The 16,807-nt window shown below is 62.2% G+C and carries 11 protein-coding genes; 7 read left to right on the top strand and 4 right to left on the bottom strand.

Annotation, left to right across the window (positions count from 1 at the left end; translation table 11 throughout):
* Position 1 precedes the first annotated feature (1 nt).
* Positions 2–793 carry a TatD family hydrolase gene (locus J5M73_RS14080; RefSeq protein ID WP_102861096.1) on the bottom strand — a complete coding sequence of 264 codons (792 nt, stop codon included), beginning with the start codon at positions 791–793 and terminating at the stop codon, positions 2–4.
* Positions 794–796: 3 nt separating this feature from the next.
* Positions 797–1,792, bottom strand: a complete 996-nt coding sequence (gene cra, locus J5M73_RS14075; RefSeq protein WP_102861097.1) for a catabolite repressor/activator — start codon at positions 1,790–1,792, stop codon at positions 797–799.
* Between the two features lie 302 nt (positions 1,793–2,094).
* On the opposite strand from cra, the gene ptsP reads away from it, so the two are divergent.
* The 4 genes from ptsP to J5M73_RS14055 all read left to right on the top strand — a co-directional run bounded on the left by ptsP (position 2,095) and on the right by J5M73_RS14055 (position 8,824).
* Positions 2,095–4,956: a phosphoenolpyruvate--protein phosphotransferase gene (gene ptsP, locus J5M73_RS14070; protein WP_102861098.1), complete on the top strand. Its 2,862-nt coding sequence runs from the start codon at positions 2,095–2,097 to the stop codon at positions 4,954–4,956.
* Positions 4,956–5,897: a 1-phosphofructokinase gene (gene pfkB / locus J5M73_RS14065; RefSeq protein WP_060837502.1), complete on the top strand. Its 942-nt coding sequence runs from the start codon at positions 4,956–4,958 to the stop codon at positions 5,895–5,897. The genes ptsP and pfkB overlap by 1 nt, the downstream gene beginning before the upstream one ends.
* A gap of 11 nt (positions 5,898–5,908) precedes the next feature.
* Positions 5,909–7,654 (top strand): PTS fructose-like transporter subunit IIB, encoded by a 1,746-nt coding sequence (locus J5M73_RS14060; RefSeq protein WP_102861099.1) that lies wholly within the window; start codon positions 5,909–5,911, stop codon positions 7,652–7,654.
* A gap of 792 nt (positions 7,655–8,446) precedes the next feature.
* Positions 8,447–8,824, top strand: a complete 378-nt coding sequence (locus J5M73_RS14055) for a hypothetical protein (RefSeq protein WP_102861100.1) — start codon at positions 8,447–8,449, stop codon at positions 8,822–8,824.
* A gap of 66 nt (positions 8,825–8,890) precedes the next feature.
* Here the strand turns inward: J5M73_RS14055 and J5M73_RS14050 are convergent, their stop codons facing one another.
* Positions 8,891–9,397, bottom strand: coding sequence for a LysE family translocator (locus tag J5M73_RS14050; protein WP_207167053.1), 507 nt, complete (start codon positions 9,395–9,397; stop codon positions 8,891–8,893).
* 347 nt (positions 9,398–9,744) lie between these two features.
* On the opposite strand from J5M73_RS14050, the gene J5M73_RS14045 reads away from it, so the two are divergent.
* The 3 genes from J5M73_RS14045 to J5M73_RS14035 all read left to right on the top strand — a co-directional run bounded on the left by J5M73_RS14045 (position 9,745) and on the right by J5M73_RS14035 (position 14,044).
* Entirely contained in the window at positions 9,745–11,532 is a 1,788-nt protein-coding gene (locus tag J5M73_RS14045) for an S-type pyocin domain-containing protein (RefSeq protein WP_243433793.1), read from the top strand.
* Positions 11,533–11,546: 14 nt separating this feature from the next.
* Positions 11,547–11,810: an immunity protein gene (locus J5M73_RS14040; protein WP_102861103.1), complete on the top strand. Its 264-nt coding sequence runs from the start codon at positions 11,547–11,549 to the stop codon at positions 11,808–11,810.
* Positions 11,811–12,502: 692 nt separating this feature from the next.
* Positions 12,503–14,044: an alkaline phosphatase D family protein gene (locus J5M73_RS14035; RefSeq protein ID WP_102861104.1), complete on the top strand. Its 1,542-nt coding sequence runs from the start codon at positions 12,503–12,505 to the stop codon at positions 14,042–14,044.
* A gap of 162 nt (positions 14,045–14,206) precedes the next feature.
* Here J5M73_RS14035 and J5M73_RS14030 read toward each other — a convergent pair whose 3' ends face one another.
* Complete coding sequence (locus tag J5M73_RS14030; RefSeq protein WP_102861105.1) at positions 14,207–16,738, bottom strand: sulfite reductase flavoprotein subunit alpha; 2,532 nt, start codon at positions 16,736–16,738, stop codon at positions 14,207–14,209.
* Positions 16,739–16,807: the final 69 nt, after the last annotated feature.

Raw genomic sequence — 16,807 nt, 5'->3', positions numbered from 1 at the left:
GTTACGGCGTGCCTGAGGGCCAGCCGAACAGCTCGCAGGCATTACCGGTGCTGGCCCTGGCCAGTTGCTCGGGAGCGATACCGATGATGTCTGCCAGGGCGCTGCAGATCGCCGGTAAATGCTGCGGACTGTTGCGCTGGCCGGGAAACATGGCGGGCGCCATGTCCGGCGAGTCGGTCTCCAGCACCACAGAGTCCAGGGGCAGGTCGGCAAGGACCTTGCGCAGGCGCAATGCCTGAGGCCAGGTAGCGGCGCCGCCCAGGCCCAGCTTGAACCCCAGCTTGATGTATTCCCGGGCTTCCTCGCGGCTGCCGGCAAAGGCGTGGATGATGCCGCCGCGCTTGAGCTTGAAGCGCTTCAAGGTGGCGATCACCGCGGCGTGACTGCGCCGCACGTGCAGCAGGGCGGGCAAGTGAAAGTCCGCCGCCAGCTGCAACTGGGCCTCGAACAGCGATTGCTGGCGCTCGCGGTCCAATTGCGCAAGAAAGTAATCCAGGCCGATCTCGCCCACCGCGCACAGCTGGGGATGCCCTGCCAATCGCGTCAGCCAGTCCTCCAGTTGCTGGAGGTCGGCGGGTTGATGAGCGTCCAGATAGACCGGGTGCAGGCCAAAGGCCGCGTACAACCTGGCATCGCTCTGCACCAGGTCCCAGACCCGCTGCCAATTGGCCTGATAGACCCCCAGCACCACCATTCGCGAGACGCCCCGGGCGCGGCTGTCTGCCAGCAGCGCCTCACGGTCATCGTCGAAATCCGGAAAATCCAGATGGGTGTGGGTGTCGATCAGTTCCACGGATCAGGCCTGCCGGATGCGCTGTTTGAAGGTCCGGGCGATGGCCTGGACGCCGGGCTGGTATTGCCCTTCTTCGATGGCGGCCAGGGCCAGTTGCAGGGCTTTTTCGGCGATCAGTTGATGCTGCTGGGCCATGGCGTTGACCGGCAGCGGCAAGAAGTCCAGCAACTGGGTATCACCGAAGGTGCCCAGGCGCAGCGGCCGGGATTTGAGCGGGAAGTCGTGCAAAGCGTCGAACACCCCCTGCAGCAGCACATAGGAGGTGGTCACCAGGGCATCTGGCAGGTGCCCCAGGCGCTGTAGCAACTCTTCCATCAACTGCCGGCCGCAATCACGACTGAAGGCTTCGCCGTGCTCGATCAGCACCTCACCGCCGAAGCCTTGCAGGGCCTGGCGGAAACCGGCGGCGCGTTCCTGGCTGATGCTCAGTTCCGGGCGCGCGCCGATCAGCACGATCTGCTTGGGCTCGGGCTCAAGCAGGCTCTGGGTCAGCTGCAGGCTGGCGTGCAGGTCGTCGCTGATCACCGAGCAGAACAGCTCGGACGGCATCACCCGGTCGATGGCGATGATCGGCAGGCCCTGGGCCTGCAATTGCTCATAGCTGTCGTCTTCCGGCGGCAGGCAGCTGGCGACGAACAGCGCATCGCAACGCCGCGCGCGAAACAGCTGGAGCAATTGCCGCTCGCTGTCCGGTGCGTCGTCGGAGCTGGCGATCAGCAATTGATAGCCCCGGGCCCGGGCGCCTTGCTCCAGCAGCTTGGCGATGCGCGCGTAGCTGGGGTTTTCCAGGTCCGGAAGAATGAACCCCAGGGTCCGGGTGTGCCGGCTGCGCAAGCCGGCGGCCTGGGGGTTGGGGGTGAAGCCGTGTTCCTCCACCACCGCGCGCACCCGTTCCACGGTGGCGTTGCTGATGCGTTGTTGTTCGGCCTTGCCGTTGATGACGTAACTGGCGGTGGTAACGGACACACCGGCCAGGCGAGCGATATCACTGAGTTTCAACCCGGGATTTCCTTGTTTTTGGTGCTTGCCCCGACATTTTCGCCAATCCTACCTGATCTGGGCAGGCGACCAACGTCGGAACCGGCCATCGAGCGGAAGGACTTCAAGGCGCCGAGATTATCGAGTAACTTAGCAAACTTGCTAGATTAAACGTTTCAGCAGGCGTATTTTCTAGGCTAGATCATAAGCGGAAAAACACCTCTGCCAGGTAACAAGTCCCGTTTGTGGCCATAAACACGCCTACGCTGCTTACTTAAAACAATACCTAGCGCTGCCACCTGCCGCGCTAAATAGGAGAAGCCATGCTCGAGCTCACTGTAGAGCAGATATCCATGGGCCAAACGGCTGTGGATAAGTCCGCGGCGCTGCATTTGCTGGCCGACAAACTGGTGGCTGACGGCCTGGTGGCCGAAGGTTATCTGGCCGGCCTCAAGGCCCGCGAAGCCCAGGGCTCGACCTTTCTCGGCCAAGGCATCGCCATCCCCCACGGCACCCCGGAAACCCGCGATCAGGTGTTTGCCACCGGCGTGCGCCTACTGCAGTTTCCCGACGGCGTGGACTGGGGCGACGGGCAGATCGTCTACCTGGCCATCGGCATCGCGGCCAAATCCGACGAGCATTTGCGCCTGCTGCAACTGCTGACCCGGGCCCTGGGAGAAACCGACCTGGGCCAGGCCCTGCGTCGTGCCAGTTCCCCGGAGGCCCTGCTCAAGCTGTTGCAGGGCGCGCCCCAGGAGCTGGCGCTGGACGCGCAGATGATCGGCCTCGGGGTGGCGGCGGAAGATTTCGAAGAGCTGGTCTGGCGCGGCGCCCGCCTGCTACGCCAGGCCGAGTGCGTGAGCAACGGCTTTGCCGCGGTGCTGCAACAGGTGGATGCGCTGCCCCTGGGCGACGGCCTGTGGTGGTTGCACAGCGAGCAGACCGTGTTGCGCCCCGGGCTGGCGTTCGTCACCCCGGACAAACCCATCCGCTACCTGGGCCAGCCCCTGAGCGGTCTGTTCTGCCTGGCCAGCCTGGGGGAAGCCCATCAAGCCCTGCTGGAGCGCCTGTGTGCGCTGCTGATCGAGGGCCGTGGCCAGGAATTGGGCCGCGCCACCAGCAGTCGCGCGGTACTGGAAGTGCTCGGCGGCGAGTTGCCCGCGGACTGGCCCAGCGCCCGCATTGCCCTGGCCAACGCCCACGGCCTGCATGCGCGCCCGGCCAAGGAGCTGGCGCAGTTGGCGAAGAATTTCGAGGGTGAGATCCGCATCCGTATCGCCGATAGCGCGGCTTCGGCGGTCTCGGTGAAAAGCCTGAGCAAGCTGCTGAGCCTGGGTGCCCGACGCGGCCAGGTGCTGGAGCTGATCGCGGAACCGAGCATTGCCGCCGATGCCTTGCCGGCCCTGCTGGCGGCCATCGAAGCCGGCCTGGGTGAAACCGTCGAGCCCCTGCCAGCGGCCAGCGCCCCCCGGGAAGAGCCACAGGAAGTCGTGGTGCCGATCTGCGCCCCGGCTTCCGGCAGCCTGATCCAGGCCATCGCCGCCGCTCCCGGCATCGCCATCGGCCCGGCCCACATCCAGGTCCAGCAAGCCATCGACTACCCGCTGCGGGGCGAGTCCACCGCCATCGAGCGCCAGCGCCTGCAGCAGGCCCTGGCCGACGTGCGCCAGGACATCGATGGGCTGGTCCAGCGCAGCAAGGCCAAGGCCATTCGCGAGATCTTCATCACCCACCAGGAAATGCTCGACGACCCCGAGCTGACCGACGAAGTGGACACCCGCCTCAAGCAGGGTGAAAGCGCGGAAGCGGCGTGGATGACCGTGATCGAAACCGCCGCCAAGCAGCAGGAAGCCCTGCAGGATGCCTTGCTCGCCGAACGCGCCGCCGACCTGCGGGACATCGGCCGTCGGGTGTTGGCGCAACTGTGCGGCATCGAAACCCCGGCCGAACCGGACCAGCCCTACATCCTGGTGATGGACGAAGTCGGTCCCTCGGACGTCGCGCGCCTGGATCCGGCTCGCGTCGCCGGCATTCTCACCGCCCGCGGCGGCGCCACCGCCCACAGCGCCATCGTCGCCCGGGCCCTGGGCATTCCGGCCCTGGTGGGCGCGGGCGCCAGCGTGTTGCTGATCAAGTCCGGCACGCCCCTGCTGCTGGACGGCCAGCGCGGTCGCCTGCATGTCGACGCCGACAGCCACACCCTGCAGCGGGCCGCCGAGGAACGTGACACCCGCGAGCAACGCCTCAAGGCCGCCGCCGAGCAACGCCATCAACAGGCCCGCACCACGGATGGTCACGCGGTGGAGGTGTTCGCCAACATCGGCGAAAGCGCCGGAGTCGCCGCCGCTGTGGAAAACGGCGCCGAAGGTATCGGCCTGCTACGCACCGAACTGATCTTCATGGCCCATCCCCAGGCCCCGGACGAAGCCACCCAGGAAGCCGAATACCGCCGTGTACTCGACGGCCTTGCCGGGCGTCCGCTGGTGGTGCGCACCCTGGACGTGGGCGGCGACAAACCGCTGCCTTACTGGCCGATCGCCAAGGAAGAAAACCCCTTCCTCGGCGTGCGCGGCATCCGCCTGACCCTGCAGCGGCCGCTCATCATGGAAGCGCAATTGCGCGCCCTGCTGCGCTCGGCGGACAACCGCCCGCTGCGGATCATGTTCCCCATGGTCGGCAGCGTCGAAGAATGGCGTCAGGCCCGCGACATGACCGAGCGCCTGCGCCGGGAAATCCCGGTGGCCGACCTGCAACTGGGGATCATGATCGAAGTGCCGTCCGCCGCCCTGCTGGCGCCGGTGCTGGCCAAGGAAGTGGACTTCTTCAGCGTCGGCACCAACGACCTGACCCAATACACCCTGGCCATCGACCGTGGCCACCCGAGCCTGTCTGCCCAGGCCGACGGCCTGCACCCGGCGGTGCTGCAACTGATCGACATCACCGTGCGTGCCGCCCATGCCCACGGCAAGTGGGTCGGGGTCTGCGGCGAGCTGGCGGCCGACCCGCTGGCGGTGCCGGTGCTGGTGGGCCTGGGGGTGGATGAACTGAGCGTCTCCGGACGCAGCATCGCCGAGGTCAAGGCGCGGATTCGCGAGCTCAGCCTGACCCAGGCGCAAACCCTTGCTCAACAGGCTTTGGCCGTCGGCAGCGCCCATGAGGTGCGTGCCCTAGTGGAGGCCATGTAATGGCAAAGATTCTCACCCTGACCCTCAACCCGGCGCTGGACCTGACGGTGCAGCTGGCCCGCCTGGAGGTCGGGGAAGTCAACCGCAGCAACGCCCTGCACAGCCACGCGGCAGGCAAGGGCCTGAACGTGGCCCAGGTGCTGGCCGACCTCGGCCACCAACTGACCGTCAGCGGCTTTCTTGGGGAAAACAATCCACAGGCGTTTGACGCGTTGTTCGCCCAGCGCGGCTTTGTCGATGCCTTTATCCGCGTGCCTGGCGACACCCGCAGCAACATCAAGCTGGCCGAAGACGACGGGCGCATCACCGATATCAATGGCCTCGGGCCCGAGGTCAGCGAGGCGGCGCAACAGGCCTTGCTGGAGCGCCTGGACCAGATCGCCCCCGGGCATGACGCGGTGGTGGTGGCCGGCAGCCTGCCGCGAGGGATCAGCCCCGAATGGTTCCAGGCGCTGTTGCTGCGCCTGAAAAGCCTGGGCCTGAAGGTCGCCCTCGACACCAGTGGCGCCGCCCTGCGCGCCGGTCTGGCGGCGGGGCCCTGGTTGATCAAGCCCAACACTGAGGAACTGGCGGACGTCCTCGGCAGCCCGGTGCTTGGCGTGGCGGTGCAGGCCGAGGCGGCGCGCCTTCTGCTGGCCCAAGGCGTCGAGCACGTGGTGATCTCCCACGGTGCCGAGGGCGTCAACTGGTTCAGCGCCGCGCCGTCCCTGCAGGCCTTTCCGCCCAAGGTCAGCGTGGTCAGCACCGTGGGCGCCGGCGACTCGCTGCTGGCGGGCATGCTCCACGGCCTGCTCGGCGCCCAGCCGTTAGAACAGACCCTGCGCACCGCCACGGCGATTGCCGCCATGGCCGTGACCCAGATCGGTTTTGGCATCAGCGACAGGGCTCAACTGGCCCGGCTGGAGCAGGGGGTGCGCGTGCACCCCCTCCTAGAACAATAAGAGGGTTGCGTATGAAGTTAGCCATTATTACCGCCTGCCCCAACGGCATGGTCACCAGCGTACTCTGCGCCCGCCTGCTGGACGCCGCGGCCCAGCGCCAGGGCTGGAGCACCAGCGTGGAAGTGCACGATGACGCACACCCCGAACGCCAACTGTCAGCGGCCACCATTGAGGCCGCCGAGTGGGTGCTGGTGGTCAGCACCGGGCCTGTGGACCTGTCGCGTTTTGTCGGCAAGCGGGTGTATCGCAGCACCCCGTCCCAGGCCCTGCAGGACGTCGATGCGGTGCTGCGTCGCGGCGCCGAAGAGGCTCAGATCCATGTCGCCAGCCAAGCCAGTGCCGAGCCGCTGGTCGAGGCCGGCCAGCGCGCGCCGCGCCTGGTGGCGATCACCGCCTGCCCGACCGGCGTGGCCCACACCTTCATGGCCGCCGAGGCCTTGCAGCAGACCGCCAAACGCCTGGGCTACGACCTGCAAGTGGAAACCCAGGGCTCGGTGGGCGCCCGTAACCCGCTGAGCGCCGAAGCCATCGCTGCCGCCGACGTGGTGCTGCTGGCGGCAGACATCGAAGTGGCCACCGAGCGTTTTGCCGGCAAGCGGATCTACCGCTGCGGCACCGGCGTGGCCCTCAAACAGTCCGAGGCCACCCTGAACAAGGCACTGGCCGAGGGCCAGCTGGAGTCCACGGCTGCCGGCGCCCAGGCACCGGCCAAGCAGGAAAAGACCGGAGTCTACAAACACCTGCTGACCGGCGTGTCGTTCATGCTGCCGATGGTGGTGGCGGGCGGCCTGATGATTGCCCTGTCCTTCGTCTTCGGCATCACCGCCTTCAAGGAGCAGGGCACCCTGGCCGCGGCCCTGATGCAGATCGGCGGCGAGACCGCCTTCAAGTTGATGGTGCCGCTGCTGGCCGGTTACATCGCCTACTCCATCGCCGACCGCCCGGGTCTGGCGCCGGGAATGATCGGCGGCATGCTCGCCAGCACCCTGGGCGCGGGTTTTATCGGCGGCATCGTCGCCGGCTTCCTGGCCGGTTATGCGGCCAAGGCAATCAGCCAATATGTGCGACTGCCGCAAAGCCTGGAGGCGCTGAAACCGATCCTGATCATCCCGCTGCTGGCCAGCCTGTTCACCGGGCTGGTGATGATCTACGTGGTGGGCAAACCGGTGGCGGGCATGCTCGCGGCGCTGACCCACTTCCTCGACAGCATGGGCACCACCAACGCCATTCTGCTGGGGGTACTGCTGGGCGGGATGATGTGCGTCGACCTGGGCGGGCCGATCAACAAGGCGGCCTATGCGTTCTCGGTGGGGCTGCTGGCGTCCCAGAGTTATGCACCGATGGCCGCGACCATGGCCGCGGGCATGGTGCCGCCGATTGGCTTAGGGATTGCCACCCTCATTGCCCGCCGCAAATTTGCCCAGACCGAACGCGAAGCCGGCAAGGCCGCCCTGGTATTGGGCCTGTGCTTTATCTCCGAAGGCGCAATCCCGTTTGCCGCCAAGGACCCGCTGCGAGTGATCCCGGCGAGCATTGCGGGCGGCGCCCTGACCGGGGCCTTGTCGATGTACTTCGGCTGCAAACTGATGGCGCCCCATGGTGGTTTGTTCGTCATGTTGATCCCGAATGCCATCAACCATGCGCTGCTGTACCTGCTGGCGATTGTTGCAGGGAGTCTGCTGACGGCGGTTGTCTATGCCCTAGTGAAACGACCAGAGACCGTCGAACTGGCCCTGGAACCGGCCAAGGCGGCCTGACCTCCACGGCACATCCGTTGCGGCGCAATCCCGCAACGGCACCCGCTGTAGCCGCTGTCGCAGGCTGCGAACGCTCTGGGCGGCACTCCGTCGCAGGAGACGCGGCGATCTTGAAGACGCCAGAGGTTCGTCGGTCAATCGCCAAGCAAGGCCCTGCGGTCCTTTTCGCAGCTTCGCAGGCTCAGCAGCGGCTACAGGGCACGGCTTGGTGTAGCCGCTGCCGCAGGCTGCGAACGGCTCCGCAGGAGACGCAGTGATCTTGAAGACGCCCGAGGTTCGTCGGTCAAACGCCAAGCAAGGCCCTGCGGTCCTTTTCGCAGCTTCGCGGGCTCAGCAGCGGCTACAGGCGGCTTTGTGTAGCCGCTGCCGCAGGCTGCGAACGCTCTGGGCGGCACCCCGTCGCAGGAGACGCGGCGATCTGAAGGAGGCTAGACATTTTGTGTCCATTTCGAGAGCAAACTCAGCCACAGGCATAGGCTGCTGTCGGCCAAGTCTCTTTCTTTTGTAAGGCGTTTCCGAGACACTCCCTGGCGCTTGCGGCTGGGTACTCGGCTCACTAGGCTCGGTTCGTCACTGAATGTTCAGTGATCGGGTTTAGCAGCCTGATTCCAAGACACGCAAGTATGGCCCCTGTCCCGGTTGGCTTTTGGCCTGCCGAGTTCTGTTATGGCGGCTGTGCGTGGGGCGCCCTCGGGTGCGCCGGATTCCTTGGACCGGTCTGCTAACCCGCGTACAGCTGCCACCTTACGTTTAGCAGCGTCAGGTGGTGGCTCCACCCCAAGGAGCTACACCATGAAAAAGATCGTCCCCGATCCGCCTGTTTTCCATTCTGTTTCCCGTCGTAATCCCGACCACGATCTGGCCAACGAAGTCATTCGCCATGCGCTGGCCAACACCCGCGTAAACGGCTCGTTGATTGCGGCTCTGCACCCCACCGCCGCGGGTCCTGCGGGCACCGACTCGCCCTTCAGCGTTCGTCCCGGTATCAGCGCCGAGGAAGCCTTGCTCCACGTGTCCATGCTGCTCAAGGCGGCCGAGGAGGTGTCCGACGAGATCACCGAGCAGGCCAGCGGCATCGAGCGTGGCCTGATCTGGTCCCTGGTGCATTCGGTGGAAATGGCCCGTGGCGTGGTCGATGCCTTGCTTGATGGCAATCGCTCGGTTCCGTAGTCGAGATTTTCCGCCCGTTTGGCAAGGGGGCTCCGGCTCCCTTGCCATCAGGTTCAGAGGGGGCAGTCAATCGACGGCCTGGTTTTTCACCATGAGCAAGGCTGCACCCATGGTCATCAGTACGCCGCCAAAGAATCGGCTCTGAATGCTCAGGGCCGATGGGCTGCGCAGGTAGTGTTGCAGTCGGTTGGCGCTGTAGGCGTAGGTTGTCATCACCAGCGTATCCACCAGGGTCATGGTCAAGGCCATGAGTGCAAGTTGAGGGACTAAGGGCGGTGTCTGGTTTATGAAATGGAGCAGGATGGCCACCATGAAAACAATGCCTTTGGGGTTGGATATGTTAGTTGCAAATCCGCTCAGGAAGAGTCGAGTGGTCGGAACGCCGGAGTGTCCTGCTTCAGCCTGGCTTTGAGTCCCGACACTGCGCCAAGCCCGATCTTTCCGTTGAGGGGATGAATAGAGAAAACGGAGATTTTTGTACGCTAAGCCAGTTGGAGAGGCTGAAACCCTTTGCCAATCCAGTTTATGTCCGTTTGAAGTACACCCTAATCGGGCATCAAGTCGACGCCCCACGCAACGTCAGAATAGGGCCAATGCCGATATTTTCTGACGCCTCACTGGCATTCTCCAAGACTTCAACCAGACAAGTCGCAGGCTTAGCGTTCGATTTTTCCCGAGTTCTGTTGGCTTCCCTGATACGCGCCACTACGCGCCCGATGGCTCGCGGCGGTACTTCCTTCGCTCTGATCTTTCCCTGCTTTGGGGTCTCTCCTGAAAGCGGTCATACCGCCTACTTGAAAATATGCATTTATGCATTAAAAATGCTTGAGTGCATGACTGGTTTTTTATACAGTGGTTGTGTCGGGCAGGCCTGATCGACTTTCGAACACGCAATAACACCGAATTAAAGGATAATGTGCATGTCAAACACCAACGACTACCTGGGACCTGGTGCTTCACAGACGGGACCAGGCTCTTATGTATTACCTGCGACAACTATCTACGGAACATCTGCCGGGGTTAGCGCTATGGGAGATAGTTTCCGTATCACCGCAGGTCCAAATACAACCAAATACGATCCTCATCGTGAGGCAATGCTTGCTAATAGGGCCGAATACAAAGAGTTTCATACTGAGCTATCTAGGATTGAAAAAGAAGTAAAAGAAAGATACGAAGACATTTTATCAAAAACTGATAAATACGTTCAGGATGAACTTCAAACATCCGGAGTTTCAAGCATACAAAGCAAACTCAGTGTTGAAAAACTACAGAGAGACACAAAAACCCTAGAAGACTTAATAAACCGCAGAGAATCCGATCGCCAGATCTTAATCGAGCAATCAAAAGCCTACTCAGGGAGTGACCCCCTTAGTTTGAGCATCGAGAAAAGAAACTCTTATGCAATTTTGGGGGCGCCAAGATATAGGCCTACCGTCAAAGCACAAATACAAAAAAACTATGGAGAATCGTATACAGCGGCTTATCAAGCTAAATGGCTCGAAGTACTCATTAAAAACTTAAAGTCCGAGCTTTACTTGCGTCAGATACAAATTCCTGAAGCACAGGCCGAGGCGGCTAGAGTTGCTAACACATTCCACATGCAAGGCTCGGTGGCTGTTGCACAACCGTTGTTTACAGCCGTTAGAGGAACGCTTGCCGTCGAAGGTGGAGCGGTGGCGCTAGCGACCGCTATTCGTTCGGCCATTGCAGGACTCGCCGGCCTTGTAGCAGGAGCCGCATCAAGCGCAGCAGTCGGGGTGATTGCATTCTTGGCTTTCCCTCGTGAACTGGGCAATGGTGAATTGCCGGAGCGCTATTCCTTTAGCACGCCGCTTTCCGATCTAGCACCGAACCTTAGCTCGCAAGCGTTGCAAACCGCAGCAGCTGTTGATGGCACAGTCGACCTGCCGGTGCGTATCAGCTCGAAAACTGCTGAAGACGGACGATCCAAGGTGTTTGTCGTCAAGACCGACGGGGTTACCGTACCATCCAAGGTACGGGTAGTCACGGCAAGCTACAACGCTGGACAGAACGTCTATACAGCGACCACCGCCGACGTGCCGTCGAGGACCTTGACCTGGACACCGGTCGTGTCTCCCGGCAACAGTTCAACGAGTCTGCCAGCAGAAACAGCCCCATCCCCCGTTTACAACGGAGCAACCATCACTCCCGTTGAAGGACGCATCGATACCTTTCCCGAAGTGACCGACGCCAGCTTTGACGATTACATTTTGATCCTGCCCGTCGGTACAGGATTTGTTCCTCTGTATCTTATGTTCCATAGTCCTTACGGGGAAACCAATGCCAAGGGACAATACAGTGGTCGTGATTACAATACGAATAAAGCCGGTGGTCCTGTTCTTGATCTTGATTGGCGTACAGCGACCATAGATCAGGCAGGCGTGAATCAAGTGAAACTGCATACCAGCCGATTTGGTGAGTCGCCCGATAACAAAGTGATGATTGATCGTCTGGAGAGAATTCTGAAGGGTGTCCTACAGGTCACTGATATTGATAAACGTTTTTACACCCATGAGATTAGGGAGCTAGAGCGTTATAGAAACCTTGGAGTTAAGGATGGTGAAATTCCAGAAAACAGAACCGAAGTTTGGAATAATACCCATACTGCAACTCTGGAGGACTATAAAATCAATGAAAAAACGCAGCCTTTGTATACTCCAGAGGCCGAAGAAGCATACTTTAAGTAACAGGAGAGCAAGCTATGACCGAACAAGAAAGCATGTTCAAGAATGAAAGCGTGGAAGATATTCTTTTACATTTCGCCCCGCGCATCCCCTATCCAAGCATCGACAGAATGTATGTTAAATATAACTTTGAGGTGGTTGCAGATGGAAAGCTATTGCGGACATATCAAAAATTAATCAAAGAAGGAAAGTTGGTGGAAAATAAAAAACCCCTCCCAGAAAAGGGCCCAAACTGGAAAGAACCGAACTTTGTCACTGAGAAAAGATACTCTTTTGAATAACGTGTGATGCCATTTGCATCCGCCCAGTTTAAACTAGGCGGATGCAGGTTCTGGGTGCAACACGATATTATCGTCAAAAAGCTCAGTCATCGAGGAAAATAGGTGGCTGAGCTTTTCGGCCTTTGAGACCTCTGAATATGTTGCCATAGAGCTTCTTGGCAAGAAATGCATAAATGCATAAGACGCGTTTTTATTTTGATTCAGGTATCTCAATATCCATCAAACCGGACACACTCAGACTGATAAAGGGTTTCAGCCACGCCAAGCGGCTTAGCGTACAAAAATCACCGTTTTCTCTATTCCCCCCTTGAATTGATGTCGTGCGCGTTACGCGTCGCCTTGGGCACCGCTGGCCATGTCATCAAGTCTTTCCCGCCGAGCTTTGAATGTCTGGTTATTGGTCCAGGGCGATTGTGTAGTGGTCAACGAACCACTTCACTGCCGTATAGGCAGCTAAGAAAAACAAGTCCGCCAAGCGGCTTTATGTCGAGGTCTTCACTGCCCTGTAGGCAGCTCAGAAAACTCACGGTCTGGGCCACGGCCGTGCGTAGCACCTCACTTCCGTGTAGGCAGCTAAGAAAACACGCGTGAGCAGCATGCTTAATCCAGGTCGCAGCCTCGCCACCGTCCTGTCACACCCCCTTCATCCCCACTGACTAAGGTTGCCTTTTGACCATTGTCAGGGAGTCACCATGAGCGAGTTCAACCTCGGCCGTCGTCGGATCATGCAAATCGCCGGGGCGGGGCTGTTGCTGCCGAGTCTGGCGCCGGCGGTGATTGCGTCAGTCAAGGATCGGCCGCAGCTCACCGATGGGGTGCAGTCCGGGGATCTGCTGGGGGATAAGGCGATGATCTGGAGCCGCAGCGATCGACCGGCGCGGATGGTGGTGGAGTGGGACACGCGAAGCATGTTCAGCAACCCTCGGCGTTTCATCTCGCCCCTGGCCGATGCGCGGACCGACTTCACGGCGCGGGTGGAGTTGACCGGGTTGCCGGCCGATCAGGCGATCTTCTATCGGGTGACCTTCGAGGATGCGCAATCCGGTGTGGCCAGTGAGCTGTGGTTCGGCCATTTGCGCAGTGCGCCGACGCAACGCCGGGACATCCGTTTTGTCTGGAGCGGCGACACGGTGGGCCAGGGCTTCGGCATCAACCCGGACATCGGCGGCATGCGTATCTATGAAGCCATGCGCCTGCGTTTGCCGGACTTCTTTATCCACAGCGGCGACACCATTTACGCCGACGGCCCGGTGCCGGCGCAGTTGACCGTGGAGGACGGGCGCGTCTGGCGCAATATCACCACCGAGGCCAAGAGCAAGGTGGCCGAGACCCTCGACGAATACCGGGGCAATTACCGCTACAACCTGATGGACGAGAACCTGCGTCGCTTCAACGCCGAGGTGCCGCAGATCTGGCAGTGGGACGACCACGAGGTGGTCAACAACTGGTCGCCCGGCAAGCAGTTGGACGAGCGCTACGCGGTCAAGGACATCCAGACCCTGGTGGGCCGCGCGCGGCAGGCGTGGCTGGAATATGCGCCGATGCGCCGGCAGAGCGCCGATGGCGGCGGGCGGATTTACCGCAAGCTCAGCTATGGGCCGCTGCTGGATGTGTTCGTGCTGGATATGCGCAGTTATCGCGGGGCCAACGATGACAACCTCGGTGGGGCGAAACCCTTCCTGGGCCGTGAGCAGCTGGATTGGTTGAAGCGTGAACTCAAGGATTCGCAGGCCCAGTGGAAAGTGGTGGCAGCGGACATGCCGATTGGCCTCGGTGTGCCCGATGGTGAAGTCAGCCCCGGGGTGGCGCGTTGGGAGGCCGTTGCCAACGGCGACCCGGGACCGGCCCAGGGCCGGGAGTTGGAGATTGCCGAATTGCTGGCGCATCTGCGCAAGCATCAGGTTCGCAACCATGTGTGGCTGACGGCGGACGTGCATTACTGCGCGGCTCACCATTACCATCCGGATCGCGCGGCGTTCCAGGATTTCGAGCCCTTCTGGGAGTTTGTCGCCGGCCCGCTGAATGCCGGGAGTTTCGGGCCCAATGTGCTGGACAAGACCTTCGGCCCGGAAGTGGTGTTTCAGAAGGCGCCGCCGGCGCAGAACACTTCGCCCTTTGCCGGTTTTCAGTTCTTTGGCGAAGTGCAGATCGACGGGCAGACGGCAGAGCTGAAGGTGATCCTGCGGGACCTGGATGGCGTGGCGGTGTACGAACACAACCTGCAACCGGTGTAACTCTCCTCGCCAGCACCCTGTTCCCTAGGAGCCGTCTTGCCGGCGAAGAGGGCCTTAAGCCTTGCGCTGTTCTGACGGGCGCCTTCGCTGGCAAGCCAGCTCCTACGGAGGGGGCAGCAGGATCGATGTAGGAGCCGGCTTGCCGGCGAAGTGTCTGACGCCTCAGTAGACGTCGCGGCGGTAGCGCCCCTGTTCGATCAGGCGTTCGACCTGGTCTGCGCCCAGTACCTCGTTGAGCACCTGATCCACCCCTGAAGCCATGCCCTGCAAGCTGCCGCAGATGTAGATCGCGGCGCCGTCGGCCAGCCATTTTTTCAGTTCGTCGGCCGCTTGGCGCAGGCGGTCCTGGACGTAGACCTTCTCGGCCTGGTCCCGGGAGAACGCCAGGTCCAGGCGGCTCAGGTCGCCCCGGGTGCGCCATTCCTGCAGTTCATCCTTGCAGTAGAAATCATGTTCGGCGTTGCGCTCGCCAAAGATCAGCCAGTTGCGTTGCTGGCCCTCGGCGATCCGTGCCTTGAGCAAGCTGCGCAGGCCCGCCAACCCGGTGCCGTTGCCCAGCAGAATCAGCGGGCAAGGTTCGGCCGGCAGGTGGAAGCCGCTGTTGCGGCGCACCCGCAGGCTGATGCTGGAACCTACCGCGGCATGCTCGGTGAGCCAGCCGGAACCAATCCCCAGGCTTCCATCGGGGTGGCATTCCTGACGCACCAGAAGTTCCAGGCAGCCGTCGGCGGCAATCGAGGCGATGGAGTATTCGCGCATGCTCAGGGGCACCAGTGCGTCCACCAGGGCCTGGGCATGTAGCCCCACCAGATGGCTGCGGTTGTCTGGTAGCTGGCGGCTGCCCAGGGCCTGTTCCAGGCTTTCTTGCAGGCCATCCAGTTGCACCGGGGTGTTGCCGGAGAGGCCCAGGCCGGCGAGGAAGTCCGCCACCGCGCCGCGGCTGTTGCGTGGCATGACTTCCACCAGATCCCCGGCCAGCCAGCTACTGGTACTGGGGGCCAGCAACTGCAGCAGGTAGACCCCGGAACCGCTGCTTTCAGGGTTGAGCAGGGTACGGGTGTTCAAGGTCCAGTTGTCGAAGGCCGGGGCCTGCCACAGGTCCACGGGAGCCTGTCCGGTCAGTTGGCCCAGTTGCTGTTGCCAGTGGCGCAGGGCGTAGCTGTCGCCGCTGTCCACTTCGATGGGAGCGAACAGAGTGCTGGCGCCCTGGTTCGCCAGCCAGTCGTGCAGGCGCCGGGCAAAGCCGCAGAAGTGCTGATATTGGCGGTCGCCGAGGCCGAGCACGGCGTATTGCAAGCCCGCAAGCGGTAGCTCGCGGCCCAGCAGTTTGCGTTCGAAGCCCCGTGCGCTGTCTGGGGCTTCGCCGTCGCCGAAGGTGCTGACTATGAACAGCGCGCGTTGGGCGCTGCGCAGATCCTGTTCGCTGAGGCTGGCCAGCGACTGGACCTTGGCGCTGACCCCAGCGGCTTGCAATTGCCCGGCAGTCTGCCAGGCCAATTGTTCGGCAAAGCCGCTCTGGCTGGCGAAACCGATCAGCCACGCGGAGCCATCGTCGGCGCTGCTTTCCAGGCCTTGGCGTGCGTTCTTGATCTGGCGCTTCTTGCGCCGGCGATCCAGGTACAGCAGCCAGCCGGTGACGAAGAACAGCGGCATGCTCAATGAAGCCAGGGTCAGCACGATGCGTCCGATCAGGCCGAAGTAGCTGCCCACGTGCAGGGCGTAGACGCTGGTGAGCAACTGCGCCTTGAGGCTCTTGTCGGTGTAGCGCTCATGACGGCTGATGACCCCGGTGGTGGGGTCCAGGGTCAGCTGGTTCAGCGCTCGATCGTGGGGCGAGTCCTTGAGCAGGTAGAACACTGTCGCCGGCTGGCCGGCCACCGCGGGCATGCGGATGTTGTAGGCGCTGAGGTCCTTGCCGGCAGCGCTGTAGAGGCTGCTCCACAGGGCGTTGTAGTCCGCCACGGGAGCGGGGCCCTTGGGCGGTGGGCCACCGCGACCGCCGCGCTGGCGTTCACTGTGTGGCGCGTCAGAGAGCAGTTTGGTCAGGCCCTCCCGGTACCAGTCGTAGGACCAGTACAGGCCGGTGAGGGCGAACAGCAGGTAGAACAGCAGGCACCAGGTGCCGAACACCGCGTGCAGGTCCCAGTTGAAGCCGCGGCCTTTCTTGGCCCAGTCCAGGGTCAGCCATACGCGCCAGTTGCCGACCTGGCGCGGCCAGCGCAGGTACAGGCCGGACAGGCAGAAGAAGATCAGGATCAGGGTGCAGGCGCCGGTGATCTGCCGGCCGGTGTCGCCGATGGCCAGGAAACGGTGCAGCTGCAGCATCAAGCCGAAGAAGTCCTGGCCGACCGCGTCGCCCAGGAACTCGCCGGTGTAGGGATCGAAGTAGCGCATCTGGCCACGGCGTTCCCCCGGCGGCGGGGTGAAGAACACCCGTGCGGCGTTGCCGCTGTCGGTTTCCACCCAGAGCATGGACACGGTCTTGCCTTCGGCGGCCTGGATTTTGTCCACCAGTTCGGCGGGTGGCAGCACCCCGGCGGGGAGCTTGTCGACTTGCAGCACCGATGGGTTGAGGGCGCGCAGGATCTCGTCCTGGAACGACACCGTCGCCCCGGTGATGCCCATCAGGGCCAGGATCAGCCCCGCGCTGATGCCGAAGAACCAGTGCAGCTGGAACAGGGTTTTCTTCAACACGTCACTCGCCTTGTTCGTCCAGAGAGAGAAAACACGGCGCGCAGTATGCCGTGGGTTGTCGAGAAGCAT

The sequence above is a fragment of the Pseudomonas sp. 50_B genome, from assembly GCF_017491625.1.
GTDB lineage: Bacteria > Pseudomonadota > Gammaproteobacteria > Pseudomonadales > Pseudomonadaceae > Aquipseudomonas > Aquipseudomonas danubii.
The sequence above is the reverse complement of the archived record's forward strand: the minus strand, read 5'-3'. Positions and strand labels throughout refer to the sequence as shown.